This window comes from Specibacter sp. BI4 (assembly GCF_056680095.1).
This window is the reverse complement of the sequence record NZ_CM155265.1, coordinates 3,084,341-3,102,815: the sequence shown is the minus strand read 5'-3', so window position 1 is coordinate 3,102,815 and position 18,475 is coordinate 3,084,341. Positions and strand designations below refer to the sequence as shown.

The 18,475-nt window shown below is 62.1% G+C and carries 18 protein-coding genes and 1 pseudogene; 11 read left to right on the top strand and 8 right to left on the bottom strand.

All coding sequences use genetic code 11. The annotated features are described in order from the left end of the window. Positions 1 to 315: 315 nt before the first annotated feature. On the top strand, positions 316 to 1,464 hold the full coding sequence (locus AC1L6K_RS14245; RefSeq protein WP_480949520.1) for a glycosyltransferase family 2 protein: 1,149 nt from the start codon (positions 316 to 318) through the stop codon (positions 1,462 to 1,464). 5 nt (positions 1,465 to 1,469) lie between these two features. Then, positions 1,470 to 1,634: a hypothetical protein gene (locus AC1L6K_RS14240; RefSeq protein WP_480949519.1), complete on the top strand. Its 165-nt coding sequence runs from the start codon at positions 1,470 to 1,472 to the stop codon at positions 1,632 to 1,634. A gap of 71 nt (positions 1,635 to 1,705) precedes the next feature. On the opposite strand, the gene AC1L6K_RS14235 is transcribed toward AC1L6K_RS14240, so the two are convergent. Then, positions 1,706 to 2,857 (bottom strand): hypothetical protein, encoded by a 1,152-nt coding sequence (locus AC1L6K_RS14235; protein ID WP_480949518.1) that lies wholly within the window; start codon positions 2,855 to 2,857, stop codon positions 1,706 to 1,708. Between the two features lie 764 nt (positions 2,858 to 3,621). On the opposite strand from AC1L6K_RS14235, the gene AC1L6K_RS14230 reads away from it, so the two are divergent. The 3 genes from AC1L6K_RS14230 to AC1L6K_RS14220 are packed head-to-tail and all read left to right on the top strand — an operon-like array spanning position 3,622 to position 5,669. Further along, positions 3,622 to 4,884 carry a mechanosensitive ion channel gene (locus AC1L6K_RS14230; RefSeq protein WP_480949517.1) on the top strand — a complete coding sequence of 421 codons (1,263 nt, stop codon included), beginning with the start codon at positions 3,622 to 3,624 and terminating at the stop codon, positions 4,882 to 4,884. Positions 4,885 to 4,929: 45 nt separating this feature from the next. Next, positions 4,930 to 5,364 (top strand): hypothetical protein, encoded by a 435-nt coding sequence (locus AC1L6K_RS14225; RefSeq protein WP_480949516.1) that lies wholly within the window; start codon positions 4,930 to 4,932, stop codon positions 5,362 to 5,364. Then, positions 5,361 to 5,669, top strand: a complete 309-nt coding sequence (locus AC1L6K_RS14220; RefSeq protein WP_480949515.1) for a hypothetical protein — start codon at positions 5,361 to 5,363, stop codon at positions 5,667 to 5,669. Before AC1L6K_RS14225 ends, AC1L6K_RS14220 begins: the two co-directional genes overlap by 4 nt. 64 nt (positions 5,670 to 5,733) lie before the next feature. Here the strand turns inward: AC1L6K_RS14220 and AC1L6K_RS14215 are convergent, their stop codons facing one another. From AC1L6K_RS14215 to AC1L6K_RS14200, 4 genes and pseudogenes are all read right to left on the bottom strand, one after another. After that, complete coding sequence (locus AC1L6K_RS14215; RefSeq protein ID WP_480949514.1) at positions 5,734 to 6,033, bottom strand: SDR family oxidoreductase; 300 nt, start codon at positions 6,031 to 6,033, stop codon at positions 5,734 to 5,736. Then, complete coding sequence (locus tag AC1L6K_RS14210; protein ID WP_480949513.1) at positions 6,030 to 6,563, bottom strand: SDR family NAD(P)-dependent oxidoreductase; 534 nt, start codon at positions 6,561 to 6,563, stop codon at positions 6,030 to 6,032. The genes AC1L6K_RS14215 and AC1L6K_RS14210 overlap by 4 nt, the downstream gene beginning before the upstream one ends. After that, positions 6,560 to 7,975, bottom strand: coding sequence for a flavin-containing monooxygenase (locus AC1L6K_RS14205; protein WP_480949512.1), 1,416 nt, complete (start codon positions 7,973 to 7,975; stop codon positions 6,560 to 6,562). The genes AC1L6K_RS14210 and AC1L6K_RS14205 overlap by 4 nt, the downstream gene beginning before the upstream one ends. A gap of 72 nt (positions 7,976 to 8,047) precedes the next feature. Continuing rightward, a pseudogene (locus AC1L6K_RS14200) lies at positions 8,048 to 8,257 on the bottom strand (alcohol dehydrogenase); the annotation flags it as partial. A gap of 1,409 nt (positions 8,258 to 9,666) precedes the next feature. On the opposite strand from AC1L6K_RS14200, the gene AC1L6K_RS14195 reads away from it, so the two are divergent. The 6 genes from AC1L6K_RS14195 to AC1L6K_RS14170 all read left to right on the top strand — a co-directional run bounded on the left by AC1L6K_RS14195 (position 9,667) and on the right by AC1L6K_RS14170 (position 16,463). Continuing rightward, a complete protein-coding gene (locus tag AC1L6K_RS14195; protein WP_480949511.1) occupies positions 9,667 to 10,659 on the top strand; it encodes a pyridoxal-phosphate dependent enzyme in 993 nt (330 codons plus the stop codon). Continuing rightward, on the top strand, positions 10,656 to 12,356 hold the full coding sequence (locus tag AC1L6K_RS14190; RefSeq protein ID WP_480949510.1) for an FAD/NAD(P)-binding protein: 1,701 nt from the start codon (positions 10,656 to 10,658) through the stop codon (positions 12,354 to 12,356). The genes AC1L6K_RS14195 and AC1L6K_RS14190 overlap by 4 nt, the downstream gene beginning before the upstream one ends. Continuing rightward, positions 12,356 to 13,786, top strand: coding sequence for a Y4yA family PLP-dependent enzyme (locus tag AC1L6K_RS14185; RefSeq protein WP_480949509.1), 1,431 nt, complete (start codon positions 12,356 to 12,358; stop codon positions 13,784 to 13,786). Before AC1L6K_RS14190 ends, AC1L6K_RS14185 begins: the two co-directional genes overlap by 1 nt. A 406-nt stretch (positions 13,787 to 14,192) precedes the next feature. Further along, positions 14,193 to 15,290 carry an FUSC family protein gene (locus AC1L6K_RS14180; RefSeq protein WP_480949508.1) on the top strand — a complete coding sequence of 366 codons (1,098 nt, stop codon included), beginning with the start codon at positions 14,193 to 14,195 and terminating at the stop codon, positions 15,288 to 15,290. 172 nt (positions 15,291 to 15,462) lie between these two features. After that, a complete protein-coding gene (locus AC1L6K_RS14175; RefSeq protein WP_480949507.1) occupies positions 15,463 to 16,026 on the top strand; it encodes a Dps family protein in 564 nt (187 codons plus the stop codon). A 254-nt stretch (positions 16,027 to 16,280) separates the two neighbouring features. Further along, entirely contained in the window at positions 16,281 to 16,463 is a 183-nt protein-coding gene (locus AC1L6K_RS14170) for a hypothetical protein (protein ID WP_480949506.1), read from the top strand. Between the two features lie 389 nt (positions 16,464 to 16,852). Here AC1L6K_RS14170 and AC1L6K_RS14165 read toward each other — a convergent pair whose 3' ends face one another. The 3 genes from AC1L6K_RS14165 to AC1L6K_RS14155 all read right to left on the bottom strand — a co-directional run bounded on the left by AC1L6K_RS14165 (position 16,853) and on the right by AC1L6K_RS14155 (position 18,404). Beyond that, positions 16,853 to 17,305 carry a PPC domain-containing DNA-binding protein gene (locus AC1L6K_RS14165; RefSeq protein ID WP_480949505.1) on the bottom strand — a complete coding sequence of 151 codons (453 nt, stop codon included), beginning with the start codon at positions 17,303 to 17,305 and terminating at the stop codon, positions 16,853 to 16,855. A 77-nt stretch (positions 17,306 to 17,382) separates the two neighbouring features. Next, positions 17,383 to 17,865, bottom strand: a complete 483-nt coding sequence (locus AC1L6K_RS14160) for a DUF421 domain-containing protein (protein ID WP_480949504.1) — start codon at positions 17,863 to 17,865, stop codon at positions 17,383 to 17,385. After that, positions 17,865 to 18,404, bottom strand: coding sequence for a hypothetical protein (locus AC1L6K_RS14155; RefSeq protein ID WP_480949503.1), 540 nt, complete (start codon positions 18,402 to 18,404; stop codon positions 17,865 to 17,867). Before AC1L6K_RS14155 ends, AC1L6K_RS14160 begins: the two co-directional genes overlap by 1 nt. Positions 18,405 to 18,475: the final 71 nt, after the last annotated feature.

The following is an 18,475-nucleotide window of genomic DNA, read 5'->3' as shown; positions in this document are numbered from 1 at the left end:
GTTCTGTCGTCGGCAGGCTCGAGCAGCGGCCAGTGATCTTGCCGGGAAAATCGATTCCATCTGGACCCTGAGGTTCTGGATTCCCCTGGTGCGAAGCAGCGAAAGCATGGCCACTGAGTCGGCCAGGCGTCGCCCAACGCCACCATCTGGACGTGAATTAACGCAGCAGCCAAGCAATGTTGTGCTGTCTTGAGTAATCCCTGAGCCAGTCCTGCGGTAGTCCTGTTTCATTCCTGACGGTTTCTTGTCTGTTGGTTAAGGTGCCGCTGCCAAAGTAAGAAATGGCAGCGAAACAAGACCACGGGGAGAAATTCGATGCAACACCAGAACTTGATTGATGCAAGGAAAATCCCCAGCGCGTTGCCGGAGATCACCGCGGAAATCCAGCATGGCACTCGTCGTGCCGGTGGCCGTTCAGTGACCGTTCTGGTCCCCGCCCACAACGAAGCCGGAGCGATTATCGAAACACTCGAATCACTAGGACTGCAGACGCGCCGTCCGGACCGCGTGATTGTCATTGCCGACAACTGCACGGATGCCACAGGGCAACTCGCTGCAGATTTCGGTGCCGAAGTGATCAGCACCGTGGCAAATACTGACAAAAAGGCCGGAGCGTTGAACTTTGCCCTGAACGGGATCCTGGCGGATGCCGACCCGGATGATCTGATCCTGGTCCAGGATGCCGATTCCCAATTGTCACCGGACTTTATCGAGAACGCCGTGCGCCACCTGAGCGCCAACAACAACCTTGGCGCCGTCGGTGGCGTCTTTCGCGGCGGCTCCGGTGGAGGTTTCGTTGGTCACCTGCAACGCAACGAATACGCCCGGTATGCCCGGGACGTGAAGCGGCTCCACGGGAAATGCCTTGTTGTCACAGGCACGGCAGCACTGTTTCGGGTGCGTACCCTCCAAGGCGTGTCCACCGCCAGGATCAAGGGGCTTCTGCCTGCTGGCAACGGCCACGGCGGCATCTATGACACCTCGGTTCTCACCGAAGACAATGAGCTTTCCTTCGCGCTGCTCACCCTGGGCTACAGCATCACCTCGCCCGCCGATTGCACCCTGGTCACCGAGGTCATGCCCACCTGGCGTGAGCTGTGGGCACAGCGGCTCCGGTGGAAGCGGGGTGCGGTGGAGAACTGCGTGCAGTACGGCTGGACCAAGATCACCCGTCCCTACTGGGGCCGCCAAGTTCTCTCGATGATTGGTGTATTGGTGACCATGGCGTATTTCTCCTCGATCGCCGTCGCCCTTGGATCAGGGCAGGGCCTGCATATGCACGCCGTCTGGATGGCTGTGACAGGCGTTTTCGTGATCGAACGGGTCGTGACAGTGCGGCTGAGGGGATGGAAATACATGCTGCTGGCGGCCACCATGTACGAAACAATCATTGATCTCTTCCTGCAGGTGGTTCACGCCAAGGCCTACATGGATGCAATTTTCAACAATAAGAAAGTTTGGTAATAATTATGTACAACAACCCCTCAGCACCTATGGCAGCAGGAGTAGGATCGGCGGCTCTGGCCATGACGGGTGCGGGCCAGCTGTTTTGGTTCGCGCTTGCAGCCTTCGCCATGTTGGCACTCGGCATGGCGGTAAAGCGAATCGTCCCGGTGCGCGCGAAGAAGTCCTAGACACTATCCGATGGCCCGATGCTGCCGGGGACCGTGGACATTCCGCCACGGTTCCCGGCAGTTTCAACCGGCTATCCTATGGGTGCCGTAGCTGCTGAGTACTTGGCGACCGTTGTGTAACCGGTTTTGGATCCAGTGACCCGCACCTTGATCGTGCCGCCCTTATCGGCCTGAACAAGTTTGTACGTTTTAGCTGTGGCTCCCGGGATGGCTGTTCCCGAGCGGTACCACTGGTACTGCAAAGTTGTTCCCGTGGTCCACGTTCCTGTATTCGCCGTCAAGGTGGAGCCTGTCCGCAAGGTGCCACCAATGGTAGGGGCAGGCGCTGTGAGCGTCAGGGGCGGGATGGCTCGCGGAGTGAAGGAGAAGTCGCGTACGACGACGGTTTCCGGCACCACATGCGCCGGGTCGCCACCACCGCCCCCTGTGACCCAAAGGTTGAAGTGGATGGCTTCCTTGGCCGGCACGGGTACAGTAGCCCCCTGCATCACAGTCCTCTTGAGCAAGGTGCCGGTGTAACCTTCACCGGCATACGTCTCGAAGGTCAATTTACCCGGCTCCCAGATCAACCTATGGGTCAGGATGGGATCGTTGGTCACGTCAAAGATGATTGTGCTGTTTCCTTCGCCGGCCGGTTTGCTGGCATCAAACCAATAACCATGTCCTTGGGTAACGGGCCACGACTCTCCGTAGCTGGCTCCTCCTCCCCATGCCGAGGCTTCACATAAATCGATTTCATTGAAACCAGGTGACGCTTCGGGGTCATAGGGGAAAAGGCAACCCCAGACCACTTCCTTTTGGAGCAGGTTGATGTTTTTCTCCACCGTGGTGCTGTACGTCCCGTAGCCGAAACCTTGGCGCGTGGACTGAAATTCAGCACCCGCCGGTGCCGATCCGCTCGGGTTGGATATCTTCAAGCTCACGTAGCCGTTGGTATCAGGGCTGCTGACATTGGACGGATCAAAACTCTGGTTGTATTGCGGGGCCCCACCCCAGAATCGCTTCTGCCAGTTGAAACCTTCCCACGCAAAACTGCCGGCGGGACTTGGATCCTCAGCTGCCGACACGGTGTTGTCAGCGTGGGACGGAACTGCACCTGCCATCATGCACATGCTCACCGCCACGAAGAGCGCAAGGTGTTTTCCCCTCTTGGCGAAAGGACTTCCAGTGGGGGGAAGTGATTTGTTCCTCGCGTGAAGAACCGCCAATACCGTCCGTGACATAGCTGAGTCCTTCGCTGTTTGGCAACCCCGGGGACCGCCATGGTCCCGAGGTGGGCAAGCCGGCGCAACCCGGATTGCCGGTGAGCCCAGGCAACTGCCCAGTCTCTTCGCCGCGTACCCCCACCCAAAGCATGCGACTCCTTGATTATGGGACATGTCACCCAATTTTGGGGTGAAAATCCTCTCTGACGTGGTCAATTGCCCAAGCTGAGTCGATGTTGACGGGGCTCAACGTTCGCGGGGAGGGTGTGGGCGAGTTGCAGCGAGTTGCAACGGCCCGAAGATCGGGAGTGTTCGCACTTGCGGAAACACCATCAATTCAGCATCAACGTCAAGACCCGGAATCCTCGACCTGCCAGACCCTGTGTGGATCAACCGGCCCAAGGGAAAACGGAAAAAAGAAGGCGCCAACCTTCCCTTGGCACCAACCGGCTTGAATAATTTCGTGGCCGCGGTGTTCCCGCGTCCGGCCAGCTGCCACCAGCTGCAAGGTGCTCCTGAACATTCCTGGGAAATGTTGTGTGGCAGCTTTAATTCCCATGTCATAGGCACCGTTTCGGCCGTAAAATCGCCACTAAATGCTGCCTCAATCGTGCCGCGAAATGGTGCCGGCATGAAATCTCGAGGTTAGTTGAGGTTCGCAGCATGCTTGTTTTTGTGTCACATAACGTGTTTTTTATAGTCAGCAACCTATTCAGAAAGGACAGCAGCTCGCAGGCACGATTATTCCCATAGTCAAGTATTCCCATAGTCAAGGAGTTCACATGAACATGGAAAGTTTCGATTGGGCGGGCATGGCGCAAAAGGTCGTCATCGCTTTGATAATTCTCTTGGTAACTTGGCTTCTGGCCAAGGTGATCAAGTGGGCCATCGCTAAGCTCGTGGGACGAGTCAAGGGATTGCAGCGGCAGGGGAACGACGGGCAACAGCTTGGGGAGTCTCTTGGGAAGGTAGCGGCACTGGTCGTCTGGCTCTTTGGCCTGGTCGCGATCCTGCAGGTCTTCGCATTGTCCGAGGTCCTGACCCCTGTGCAGGATCTGCTCGGCAAGGTCATGGGCTTCGTTCCGAACCTCATGGGTGCGGGCATCATCTTCTTCATCGGTTACATGATCGCCAAGATCGTGCGGCAGCTGGTGACCACTGCATTGGGCACTGTTGACTTCAGCAAAATCACCGCAAGATTCAGGCGCGGAGAGACCGAGAATGACTTGGTCGCAGCACATGAACAAAACGGCAAGATCATTTCCATCATCGGAAACTTACTCTTCGCGATCATAATTATCGTGGTGGGAATCAGCGCTTTGCAGGTGCTGGGCATCGCCGCAATCGCCGATCCGGCCCAGCAGATGCTGACCATGATCATGAACGCGATCCCGCAAATCATCGCCGCACTGATCCTGCTCGCCATTGGCTTTGTCATCGCCAGCTTCATTGGCAGCATTCTCGAAAGCACACTGCAGGGAATCGGCACCGACGCGGTTGTGCACAAGTGGGGCATCGTGCCCGCCGACAAGAGCGCCTCAGGCATCATTTCGACGCTGGTGAAGATCGCCATCATGCTGTTCTTCGGCATCATGGCGGCACGGCAGCTGAACTTCCCGGAAGTCACTGCCATCCTCAACCAGATCCTGGCATTGGGCGGCAAGGTGCTCTTCGGCGGGTTGATCATCGCTGCAGGGTTCCTGATCGCCAACATCGTGGTCTCGATCGTCGGACCAGGAACGGCGGCCACGGTGATCCGCTGGGCCACGATCGCACTGTTCGTCGCAATGGGCCTGAAGTACATGGGCCTGGCGGACTCCATCATCAACATGGCGTTCGGCGCGTTGGTGATCGGCGGCGCACTGGCCGCGGGACTCGCCTACGGCCTGGGTGGGCGCGAAGCTGCTGCCCGGTCGTTGCAGAAGTTGGAGAACAAACAGGCCATACCGGCACCGCCGGCATCCGCGGCATCCGCGGCACCGGCAGCACCGGCAGCACCGGCAGCACCGCAGGCTCACGCTGGACCGGAGGACCCACTGAGGTAGGCGCCATCGCCAAGTGACTGCGGCACCGGTAATGTGGCGTGGTCGTTGACAGGGCGGTTTCGGGAATACTCCCGAGACCGCCCTGTCCTTTGCCGTCGGGCAGGGCTGGCAGTCTTTACAGACGAAACGAGCGCCTTCACGTCTGCACAGTTCAGCCCACATGACGGCCGGCTTTACCTGACGGATATCGCCGGAGGGACCATCACCAGCATCACCTCCGAGGGCAAGGACCCGGCCTCCTTCTTTTCCGGCGACGTCGACGGTGTCAGGATGAACCCCGATGACATTGCCTTTAATGCGGAGGGCGACTTGTATGTCAGCGACTTCACCGCGATGCCGGGTGCGCCCCTCGAGTCGGCATCGGCAGGGGGACGGGTGGTGCGGATTGACCACGACACTGCCGGGGCAACGGTGATTGCCGACAAGCGCCCTCGCCCAACGGCAACTCGTTCACGAGCGACTTCAAGGGCCTCTGGTTGAGCCAGTACGCGGCGAACAGGATCGATCTGCTCAGCCTGGGCGACGATGGAACATCCGTGGTCTCCCACCACCCCGCAGTGTACGTGGACGGGGGTGCTGCCCGGATCGACGTTTACAACCCCCAGGGCCGGCTGATTTCAAGCGTTGGAACGCCCGACGGCGGCGCCGGCCTTGAATCTGCGACGAACATCGCCATCGAGCCCGGCACGAGGAACGGTTACATCACTGTCAGCGGCCCGGCTGGCGGATTCATACACACCTTCACGGCGTCGGGTGACGGCATCCGCCAATCCAACGGAGGGTGAGCGCCGTCGGGCTTGGATGGATTGATGCCCGCCACTCCCCGGGGAGAACGGCGGGTGCGGCCGCCTATTTATGCTCGTCCAATTGCGTCTCATGGCTGGCCCGGGCCCCGCGATTGACCTGGCTGACCGGATTGGGGACGAACCGGCGAAACACCATCTCGCGCAACGGGCCGGCCAGCACATTGGCCAGCCGCGTCAAAGGGCCAATGCAGCCCGGGATGGCGACCTCGAAGCGCGGCCGCTTAATGGTCTGCAAAACCGCAGCGGCGACATCCGACGGCTGCAGCATGCCGGCGGACCCCGTGCCGTTTCCCTCAGCCAGCTTCGTGTCGCCCACGGCAGGCATGATGGCGGAAAGGTTCACGGGGAGCCGTGCAGTTCCTCGCGCACCGCCTTGAGGTAGCCGACGACGCCGTGCTTGCTTGCCGAGTAGCTCGCCTCGCCGGGCGTGGTCAGCATCGATGAAGCGGAGGCAATCGTGATGATGTGGCCGGAGCCGCGCGCCACCATGGTGGGGGCCGCCACCTTGACGCCCCTGATGACACCGAGAAGGTTCACCGCGATCTGACGCTCGGCCGCGGCATCCGGTTCGGCATCGAAGGGGCCTACCCACATCACGCCCGCATTGTTGACCAGCACATCGACGGGCCCCCAGGCGGCCTCGACGGCGGCCAGGAAGTTCGCGAAGGAAACAGCGGAGTTGACATCGAGTTCCACGCCGGGCCGAATGCCGTCGAGACTGAGGGCAGCGCCGCTGGCCACCCCACCGTCCAGGTCCCCGATGGCCACCTTGGCGCTGGAGGAAGCGAGGAGCCGGGCGATCTCGAGGTCGATGCCATTGGCGCCGCCGGTGATCGCGACAACCTTGTCCGTGGGATCGGCCTGCCGGCTCATGTGTTGCTCCCGCCGGATGCGCGCCTGCGTGCCGGACTTTCAGTGTCGAGGGCCCGCTGCCGGCCACGGCTGCGTTCGCGTCCGAGGTCCCACAGGTAGTGGTCGAAGTCCACCTCCATGGTGTGTCTCGGCGAGGCGTAGAACTGCCGCTTGTTGCGCTCATGGTCCCGGACCATCTGGCCACGGATCTCGGTCCCGGACGGGGGAACATAGTGTCCGGCCAAGGTCTCGGCCACCCAGGCGCCTTGGGCTTCGGCCAGTGGCATCACGGCGCCGACCGGTTGCAGCAGGCCGATGAAGAACAGCCCGGGCAGATCCGGATGAACCGTCCGTTTCCACAGTGGCAGTTCGTTCCCTGCCGCCGCGACGAGTCCGGCATCCAGGAACGGAAAGGTCACCTTGTAGCCCGTCGCCCACACGATCAGATCGGCTGTGGCGCGGCTGCCGTCAAGGAACACCACGTCGCCGCCGTCGAAACGCTCGATGCCTGGGTGCACGGTGACCCGGCCGGCAGCGATGCGCTCACGAATTTGGTCCGATTGCACCGGATGCGATTGGCCGGGTTTGTGCGTCGGCTGCGGCAGGCCGTACCTGCGGAGGCTGCCTGAGGTGATCGCCCCGATGCGCAAGCGCAGGCCTGTCACCCACCACGGCAGCCAGGCAGGCAGCGTGACCTGGTCGCTGGGGCGTCCAAAGGCCATTTTGCGCAGCACCCACTGGCCACGGCGGATTGACAAGGCAACGCTTTTGGCGCGGTGGGAGCCTTCGACGGCGATGTCCATGGCCGAGTTGCCGGCGCCGACGACGACGACGTTGCGGCCTTCGAGCTGGTCGCCGGACCGGTAGTCGTGGGCGTGCATTTGTTCCCCGTCGAAGATTCCGGGGTAGGTGGGCTCGGGCCATCGCGGATCCCAGTGATGGCCGTTGGCCACGAGCACTGCGGCGTACTTGTGCCGCCGTTCGCCGTCCGGGCCGCTGGTGCGCACGAGCCATCCGCCGTCGGAATCCCGGGTGACCTCCTCCACCTTCGTGTTGAACGTGATCGTGTGCCGGAAACCGAAGTGTTCGACATATTTTTCGAAGTAGGCGTGCACTTGTTCATGACCGGCATACGGCGGATAATCCGCTGGCATGGGGAAATCAGAGAAGGCCATCCGGGGGCAGGAGGTGTTGATCTCGAGTGTCTGGTAACAGGCCGAAAGTCCGTTCGGGTTGTCGAAGAGCCAGTTGCCGCCGACAGCGCTCCCGCCCTCGAAACAGTCAAATGGCACGCCCGCTTCATGGAGCGCCTTGGCAGCAGCCAGGCCAGATGAGCCGGCGCCGATGACGCAGGCACGCGGCAGGGAATCGTCGGGCGGGATGGGGGCCGTCACCGCACCGGCGAGGTGTTCGGGTTTCACGAAGTAGGCCATGTGAGCAGTATTACAGTGCAAGTGAACTCCCGGCGAATACCGGATTCCGGCCTGGCGGGGCTGGTCTTTTGCTTACAGCGTGGCGGTGTCGATGACGAAGCGGTGGCGGACGTCGGAGGCCAGGACGCGTTCGTAGGCGTCGTTGATCTGCTCTGCCCGGATAACCTCGATTTCGGAGCCGATGCCGTGCTCGGCGCAGAAGTCGAGCATGTCCTGGGTTTCGCGGATGCCGCCGATCATCGAGCCGGCGAAGGACCGCCGTCCGGTGATGGGTGAGAAGGCCAGCATCCCCCACAGCAGCCCGGAGAACGCGGCGATCGTGTTAACGAGTAGGAACCCCGCGATTCCGACCAGGAAGACCGGTTTGCGCCGCATGCCCGGGTGAGCGCAATGGCGGGGATGGTGAGCACAACGGTGCCCAGGGCATAGGCACTCACCAGCTGCCCGGCGGTGCTCTCGGCCAAGTTCAGGCCGGACGCGATTTGCGGCAGGAGTCCGGCCGGCATCGTTTCGGTGGCGATGAGGATGAACCCCATCAGCACCATGACCAACAGTGCAGGCAGCGGCAGGCGGCGCCCTACCGGGGGCTGACCGAAGTTCCGGCTTGGGCGGCACAGGCCGGGCAGGTCCGACGTCGTTCCTTGGGACTGCGGGCAGGGTGCGGACACTGTCATCGCCGTTCTGCCTGGATTCTGAAGTCAAGGCGGGGGTTTTCTTCCTGTTGCCGGCTGTCTGGTAATCAATCAACACCGGTTGGCGGCGCTGTGGGAGTCTCTGTCGTGAGGGGCGCCGGCAGGGACTCCCACAGCGACTGGGCGTGGGCTAGCGTGATGGCATGGACAATACGCAGCAGAGCCGGGGTCCGCGTCGGAGCAGGCGTTGCAACTGCTCGCTTCCCGGGCCGCCACCGAATACGGCGCCCCTGCGTCCGCGGTCCCAGCACGGGAATCCACCGACCACTGACAAGACTCCGCATGAAGAATGAACTGACCATCGATGGCCCGGACTGGTGCGGATGGGCCAGTTCTACTATGAGCTGGGCGCGCTGCGCGGACTTCCGGATGCCACGAGCATCCACATCGCATCCGTCACCTCAGCCGAGAAGCGCGATAAGTGAACCGCTCGTATGCCATGATTCACTCGCACACCTCGATTGGCGGCAACATTGGCGGAATGGACCTGCGGGCCTACTAAGCGGACGGCCAAGGGCCGTAAACATCAATTGGTCCTTCCGGCAAAACGGCGTGATGGACGAGGTCAACATGGTGCCGGCCGATCGCCAACGGCGACCCGAACGCACCTCGATTCGTTACCGCCTGCGAACCATGTAGTTCGGTCAGCCCCGTCACCCTCCAGTTCGCCAGCGTGTCAGACCTGGGCGACAGCGTCGTGTGGCTGCGCTGCACCTTCCAGCCCTCGTGAATCGTAATGGGCACCAAGGGTTGCCTGTTGGGAATCCACACTGGCGACGAGAAGCACCAACGCCGTGACACCCGCCCGTAGTGACGCGCCCGCAGGGATCTCGCGTTGGCTGTCACGTGCGTTTAGACTGACGGAACAGGCTGACGGAGCGCCAAGAGAACGGCGGAATAAGCAGCTTGGCGTTGAAAACTCAAGGGCGGTCCGGATAGGGCAGCAACGGAAACCTCAAGGTGTGATGGTGCGCCACGGAAGGAATGGGAGAAACGGAATTGAACAGTTTGGGAACCCTGAAACCCTTTGTGACACCGACGGTGAAAGTCAGCCGTCTCTTTGACTCCTACGACATCGACATTTACGCGAAGCTTGACCTGCTCCAGTTGGCAGGCAGCACCAAGGAGCGCACGGCCAACGGCTTGATTGAGGAACTGCACGGTTCAGGACGGCTCCAGGCCGGTGGCACGATCATCGAATCAACCTCCGGAAATCTAGGCATTGCCTTGGCGCGGCAGTGTGTGGTGCGGGGGGTCAAGTTCATGGCAGTCGTCGATGAAAATGCCAATCCTCTCGCCTTGGAGCTCATGAAGGCCTACGGGGCCGTGGTGTATCTTGTCGAGACTCCCGCCGATGGCAACAAGCTCGCCGCGCGCCGCCGCCGCGTGCTGGAGCTGCTGGCGGCCCACCCCGGATCCGTCACCACCAATCAGTACGGGTCGCCGGCCAACCCGCGCGCACACTTTGAGACCACCATGCCCGAAATCATCGCCGGATCAGGCGGGAACCTGGATTACCTCTTCGTCGCGACCAGCACCACCGGTACGCTTCTTGGCTGCCAGCAGTACATTCAGGCGCACGGTTTGGACACCCAACTTGTCGCCGTGGACGCCGTTGGCTCAGTTCTCTTCGGCGGGGTGGCCGGTACGCGCCGGCTTCCGGGCCTCGGTGCCGGCGTGCTGCCAGACTTGGCCGCAGCTGCAGAACCTGACATGGTCTTCCAGATCGAAGAAGTAGACATGGTGCGCGGCTGCAGGCGGCTGGCCCGGCGCGAGGGCATCCTGGCTGGTGCCTCCACAGGGGCCATTGTTGTAGCGATGGAAAAGCTGCTGCCCAGCCTCAAGGGTGGGACACGCATCGGGTTCATGGTTCATGACACCGGTGTTCCGTACCTTCAGAGCGTCTACAACGACGAGTGGGTTCGGGCCACCTTTCACTGGGAGCCGGAGCAGGACACCAACGCCAAACCCGCCGAGCTCGCCGAGCAATGATCCGAGTCGCCCTGATTGGTGGGGGACCCAAAGGACTTTTCGCCCTGCAAGCGCTCCACGAGTGCCTCACCTCCACGCTGTCAGCACACATCACCGTTGACGTTTACGACCCGATGACGCCGGGCTCCGGCAGCGTGTGGCGGGACGAACAACCCGAGCTCCTGCGCTTGAACGTCAACGCCGGCATCGTGGATGCTTCCTCGTCGCTCAATGTGGAGAACTTCGCAAAGTGGGTGACCCGCGCGGCCCCGGAATTCTCCACGGAAAAGTATCCTCCGCGCGCCCTGGTGGGCCGCTACCTGCGCGAGCAATTCCAGCTTTTGACCCGGCACGGGAACTTCACCGTGACCCATGCGCCCTTCGTGGTCACCGGCGTCGAACAACAAGGCCCGCGATGGCATGTCAGCGGCTCATTCGGGACTGCCCAGTACGACGAGATTTTGCTCGCCACCGGGCACGGACTCGCCGACGCATCTCCGCTGGAACCACTGCACGGAGCGCTGAACATGCACCCACTCATCGGGGACTACTCCACTGTGACCAAGGCAGGCATTTCACCCGATTCCGCCATCTGGATTCGTGGTGCTGCCTTGACGGCCTACGATGTGGCACTGCTTCTCACTGAAGGCCGGGGCGGGTCCTGGCAGGGGCCGGATGACCACAGGAACGCCGACGACGGTGGCGTTGGCCACTGCAGTGCTGGCCATTGCGTGGACGGGGCGGAACTGCGCTATGTCGCCAGCGGACGTGAACCACGGCGGATCACGTTGTCATCCCGCAGCGGCTCGCTCATGGATCCCAAGAGCGAAACAGTTCCGGTGGCCGTTGCCGCCTGCCTGGACCTGCATCGGGAGCGGCTGCGCCAGTGGGGTAGTCAGGCCCGGTCGGGGATGCACGACGGCGACGTGCCGCTGCGCGGGATGTGGGCGGTCCTGCTCGACTGCGCCCAGGAGTGTGCCGGTCTCATGGGTGCAACAGTGAGTGCGCTGTCACTGTGGCGCACCGCATTGACAGGGCTCTCCGTGGAGGCCGGGCCCGGTGCCGCCCATCTGACAGGGACGACGGCGCCGACGGCCGGGGCCGCTGCACTCCTGCGGCACAGCCTTGCGGTGAACCGCCTCGTGGCACCCGCCACCACCGGGTGGCTTTGGGCCCGGGTGTGGTCCGGGCTCTATGCGGAGCTGGTTCCCGCAATGGACCGGCTGCCGCGGAACATCAGGGCGTGGCGCCAATTTACCAGGGTCGCCCGCAACCTCGAGCGCTTTGCCTTCGGCCCCCCGGAGCTCACTGCCCGCAAGTTGGTGGCGTTGTTCGACACCGGAATTCTTCACCTCGCGAAGCCGGGGGAGGAACCGTCTCGGGAAGCGGTCTTGGTTGATGCCGTGACTCCAGCCCCCGGTGTGCTTGGTGGCGTGACCCCGGGCAGTCGTCCCAGCAGTGAATTGATTGCCAGGCTGTTGCAGGCCGGACACCTCTCGATCCGACCCGGAGAACGAGGCCTGTACACCGAGCCGGATGGCACCTGCATTGCCCGCGACGGATCCAGGACCGAGTCGTTGGCGGCTGTGGGCCGCCCGACCGAAGATCCCACATTGGGCCACGACACCCTCAACCGTTCCCTGCACGGGGAGCATGGTTTGTGGGCTCGGCGGGTCGCCGGCCGGATAACTGACCAACCCCACACAACGGAGCAATAATGCGCGAGAAAATGTACGGCACCGCCCGGCTGACCGCCCGCCTCGAACCTTGGATGGAGGAACTGCTCAACAACCCCTCCCTCTGCCAGGAACTGATCGACACCCACGGTTCGCCGGTGAACATTCATGACTTCACCGCCATGGGGCGCAATGTCAGCGAGTTGCGCACTGTGGCTGCTGCCCACGGCATCGATTTCCAAATCTATTTTGCGCGCAAGGCAAACAAGACCATGGGAGCCGTCGATCGCGCGGTCAGTGAGGACTGCGGCGTTGACGTCGCAAGCCTCAACGAGCTGCGCCAGTGCCTCGACCGTGGGGTTCCCCCGGACCGGATCATTGTCACCGCTGCGGTGAAGTCCAGGGCGCTGCTGGAGCTGGCCATCTCGTCCGGTGTGACCATCAGCCTGGACAACGAAGACGAGTTGCGTGACGCAATGGACTTGGTCGGGGATCAACGCCTCAGTGTGGCGCTGCGGCTGGCAGTGATCCATCCAGCGGTCCCGCCCACCCGATTTGGACTCACTGCCGCGAATTGGCTGAGGACACTGTCGGATATTGCACCGGGAGCACGCATGCAGGTGGCCGGCATTCACTTTCACCTCAACGGCTACGACCCATGCGCACGCGCGATCGGGATCACCGAAGCCCTCGGCGTCATCACGGAGCTGAGGGCCATGGGCCATGAGCCAACATTTGTGGACATGGGTGGAGGCATACCCATGTCGTATCTGGACGACGCCTCCGAGTGGGCGGATTTCTGGTCCACATTGGAAATGCTGCCGGCGGGCGATGAGTCGCTGACCTGGAAATCCGACAGGCTCGGCGCCGCCGGAGGCGCGCCGGTTGCCGGGGTCTACCCTTACCATCAAGAACTTGTTCGCGGACAATGGCTCGATCAGATACTTGCGACTGTGCCGGACTCCGGATCGACGTCCGTAGCCGCCGCATTGGGCGCCGCGCAGATTCAGTTGCGCTGCGAACCGGGAAGGTCACTGCTCGATGGATGCGGGCTCACACTGGCCGAGGTTGCCTTCAACAAGAACCGCAGCGACGGGGTGCCGCTGCTGGGATTGCACATGAATCGAACCCAATGCCGCTCGACGTCGGCTGACTTCCTGGTTGATCCAGTGCTCGTCCACACGGCGAATCCCCGCCTGGAAAGAGTCCCCGGCAGCGCATTCCTTGTGGGTGCCTACTGCATCGAGGAGGAACTGCTGCTGCGCCGCCGCTTCGAGTTTCCGGCGGGAGTGGCCGCTGGAGACCTTGTCGCGTTCCCCAACACCGCCGGATATCTCATGCATATTGTGGAGAGTGCCTCGCACCAGTTGCCACTTGCAGCCAACGTGCTGGGCGAGGGCGAGGGCGGGGGCTGGACGGAAGACGACATTGACAGGGCACAACCATGGAACGGCCCCGCGGCGTCGCGCTGACTGTGCGTGCGCCGTTACTGTGCGTGCGACGTCGAGCCGGCGGCAGCCGGTATGGCTGATCCCCGGGAACCTTCTGCAGCGACGGGGCAGTGCACCCCAGTTCCCCGGCCTGTTGGAGACTGGTCAGCTGGTGATCGGCCTGGAGAGTTTGACGACGGCGTCCCCTTGACGGGATGAACCATCACGTTCATCGTTGGAGATGCCCAACCCGGTGGCCCCAAACAGCAGGGGTTGCCGTGACATTTTGCAGCGAGTTCATTCTTGGTGTGCCTTGCGTGGAAGAGCAGACCCTTCGGGTGCAAGCGGAAGCACCCAAGCGGCTGCCGCGGAATGCCGGGTGTCCGGGCACAGGAACCAGTTTGGGTCGCTTGTCGGGGCAGCGGAGTTTGGTGCAAGGAGGGAATCAATGCAAAACGTGAAAACGTGGACGAAGTCCACCGTGAGTGGCCAGCGGGTGCTGCTCGCTGTCAAGGCTGCCTTGGCGGTGGGCCTCTCATGGTTTTTGGCCCCCTACATGCCCGGGGTGGCGGACGACTATCCCTACTACGCACCTCTGGGGGCGTTGGTCACCATGTATCCCACCTTCATGGGATCGGTGCGGACAGGGTTGCAAACACTCGCCGGCCTGCTGCTGGGGGTCATGTTGGCGACGGGTGTGCTGCTGTTGGAAAACCCCAACATCGTCACCATCTCCCTGGCTGTGGGATTGGGCGTGTTGCTGGCCGGACTGCCCCGCCTGGGAGCCGGCCGTGAGTACGTGCCGGTTGCCACGCTGCTAGTCCTGATCATCGGCGGGCAGGACGCGGAGACGTTTTCCCTGGGATACGGAATTCAGATGGGGCTGGGTGTGCTGGTGGGATTGGCTGTCAATGTCACGATTTTTCCTCCGCTGAAGCTGGACGCCGCCCGCTTGCGGATTTCGCGTGGACGCAATGCCCTCATCAACCAGCTCGAGGACGTGGCCCAGGCGCTCGTTGAGCAGTGGCCGCCGGAGCACGAGGAATGGGCCGGCCGCCAGCACCTGCTGGAGGCCGCAGTTGGCGACATCCGGGGAGCCGTCCATGAGGCACGGGAGAGCCACCAGGCCAACCCGCGAGCCTACCTGAGGTCGCAGCACAGCCTTGTCTCCGAAAGTTTTGATGACTTGGCCGTTCTGGAAAGCATCACCTTCCATGTTCGCAACCTTTCCGACGTGCTTGCTGCCGCCATCTGGGAAGGACCGCTGGAATTGCGGCTAAGGCCCGAATTGTGCGAACCGTTGAGCCAGTGCCTGCACGCGACAGCAGACGTGGTGCGTGCATGGGACGAGGAAACGGTGGACGGCGACATTTTCGACTCCGCCGCCAACAGCTTGGCCGACTTCACCATGGCGGTCGCCGGCGGCAGCGAATCCGAGGCTTCCTCGCTGACACCGGGTGCCGCCGTGGCCCTGGATGTGCAGCGGATCCTCGCGCTCCTCCGTCGGCGGCTGTTGTCGCAGGACGGCGAAGAAAACACGGATTGACGCGGTACCGGCCCGGGGCAGCGGGCCAGACACCATGGGTATGGGGGAGTGCAGCTTTGCAGGCCGCAGTCGATCCAGTTCGACTCCGGACTAGAATTCCGCAGTTGGAGTCGTTACGGTGGGATTTACGACGGTCGCTGAAGATCGACCGGTTGATTGAAGAGGAGTTCTAATGGTTTCCAAGAAAACTTCCGCAAACAAATTCACTGTTCCCGGCCTCACACTCAAGGCTGGACATCAAGTGGCCGCGACCCTGCAAAGCAGGCTGTATGCATTGAATGACCTTCAGCTCACCTTGAAGCATGCACACTGGAACGTGGTCGGCCGTGATTTCATTGGTGTCCATGAAATGTTGGACCCTCAAATTGAGCTTGTCCGGGCCATGATTGACGAGACGGCCGAGCGGATCGCAACGTTGGGTGTATCGCCAAACGGGTTGCCCGGTGCTTTGGTCCGCGAACGTGCCTGGGATGACTACGGCGTCGGCCGCGCCTCCACGACGGAGCACCTGGCTGCACTGGACATCGTTTACGACGGCGTTGTCTCAAGCCACCGCGAGGCGATCGCAGCAACGGGCGAGCTTGACCCCATCACTGAAGACATGCTGATAGGCCAAACAGCCAAACTGGAGCTGTTCCAGTGGTTCATGCGCGCCCACTTGGAGGACAACGCAGGGACACTGCGCCACGAGGGTGCGGCCACCGAAAAGACCGCTGCCGCGAAGGCCAAGAAGTAGACTGCCGGCCAAACGCCAGCGGGCGGAAACGATTGCGGGTCTCCTCCAGCATTGCCAAATCACGTTGCCGCAATGAGGAACCGTGGGTCCGCCGTTGGAGCCATCGTGGGCGGGCGGGTGGTCGCCGGCATCTACGGTGCCATCACTGGACGTTCCAGGGCCGCAGCCTGAGCGACACCTGGCGGAGCCGGGGCTTTGAACCATGTGAGCCGGCCACAAACATAAACACGAACAAGATGTAAGGGGTGAAGTAAATGTCTCACAAGGATTCCGCTGACAAGCAGCCTGAAACGACTGAAACGGTGGGTACGGAAACTGCCACCGCACCGGGCGGGCAGGACATCGAATCGGATCCTGCACTCAATGACGAATTGGGGCAGGACTGGGCAGATGAAGGGGGCGCCACCCCTAACGGTCCCGCGACTTCTTCCGCCTGACGGGTTTCTCCGGCTGACAATTTTGCACCGGCCCGGCAGCTTGTAATCGCATATCCGCAAAGCCGCTGCCGCAAGGCTGCGCAGGCCCAACTTTTGCCCCGCAGGCACGGTATTGACCGGCGGGGCAAGGCATGTCCTGGTGCCACGCGTCCGACAACAGTGGTAGGTGGGTCCTGCGTCGCTGGTGGGGCGGGTGATTGCGTCCATTTTCATTCGTTTCGGGTGCGCGAGCTGCTTCCACCAGCTCGGCGCAGTCGCACGCGGTGTCATCCGTGTCGCTAGGCAACGGCCGGCCCTAAATAACCCCACTGGAACTTGCATGCAACCCTGCGGCGGTGCAGGTGGGCTGATGCCCAGCAAACCCGGCTCCGACTGGATCCAGTGCGCATTTACCCATCACTGGAGCTGCCCGGATCGATCAGTGCCAGCCCCGTGGCCGGGTCGAGCCGCTTGCGTAGGTGTGCCGGGGATTCCGTCAGCACAACCTCCATGGTGGGGAAAACAAGTAGCCTCTGCAGATGCCCGGCGACGGCTGTTGAATCGCGCCTGCCGAATACCGCATGGGCATGCACGGCCGGGTGTCCGCCGTCGTCGGCAATGTCGCCGAGGCAGGACGCGAGCTCCATCTGTTCGGCAAATACAGTGGAGAGGTAATCTCCGGCCTCCGGGTCAAAGTATCCCAGGGTGGCGCTGCTGGCTGCCCCTATGGCGCTCAGTGTTGCCGCCGTGATGTGCTGCTCCACAGCAAAGGCAGTGATGGTGCCGTGGGCCTCTTCGCCCTTGTCAAGGACAAGCAAAAAGCTTCGAAGTCCGTGTTCCTGGTACAACAGTGTCGACTTCATGTTGCGGCTCCTGTGGTTGCTGGATTGACGTGGTTGAGTCAGTGGGGTGTCGACGTTAGGACGGCGCTGGACGGAATTTAGCCGGCTTCGGGTTCCTCGGGTGCTCCGCTGGCCGGCTGCTGATCTTTGGCAAAGAAGGACACTTTGCCGTTGGGCTCCAGCACTGCCAGGTCAACGTCGGAAAAGTTGCGGAAGCCCTGGCCCCGGGCGGCGACCATGAGGTCGTCCAAGCCCATGCGCTCCTTGCGCATCGCCTTGAGGTCCGGCACGCCTCCGTGCAGGATGACGACGGGGGATCCTTGGACAAGCTTGCGCATTTTGGGCCAACGCATGTTTGCATACGACAGCCCCACGGTCAGTAGTGCCATCGTGCCCACCGCCATGACGGACCCTGCCACTGAATGGTCATCCTGTGTGACGCCCTGCTGGACCAGATCCCCCATGGTGATGAAAAGAATCAACTCAAAAGAACTCAATTCACCCAACGTGGACCTTCCCACCGCGCGGGTGATCAGCCAAAGGATGATGAAGACCACGGCCGAGCGCAGCACGATGTCCATCAGAGCACCAGCCAGCTGTCCAAGGGAACCGTGGCCACCACGCGTCCGCCCACTGAAACGACGACACTGCCCGAAGCGGAGACGGCATTGCCAGTCTCCCAGGCCCCTCTGAGATGCACCGTAAACTCCTGTTTGTTCGGCGGGCCGTAGTTCAGCTCGACGAAGCCGCCGGCGGAACCTTCAGTCTCGGCTTCGGGTGACACGTCCTGCACGGAGAATCCGTCCAAGTAGGACTCGGACAAGGCAATGGTGACGGGGGCAGTGATGGGCTGTCCACCCTCAACGTGGATGGACAGGCTGCTTGCCAAACCGGCCCGGCCAGCAGGTGGATAGTTGACGGAGACGTCATATCCGTCTCCGGAAGCGGAGACCGTGCGTGAGGCGTCCGAGTCGAAGAATTGCAGGAGCGCCAAGACAATGAACAGGCCAAGCAGGACCAACACTACCCTGCGGCCCACACGCCCGGCCTTGGTGTGTTCGTGGGACAGGACGTTGTCCAGCGTCGAGTCGCCTGCCGCCCGGTTGTTCAAAGCACTCATGGCTTCTCCTGGCAAACCCGCTGAGTGGACATTCGAAAGCTGATCCATGAATTCGCTCCCTGTACGTCTTC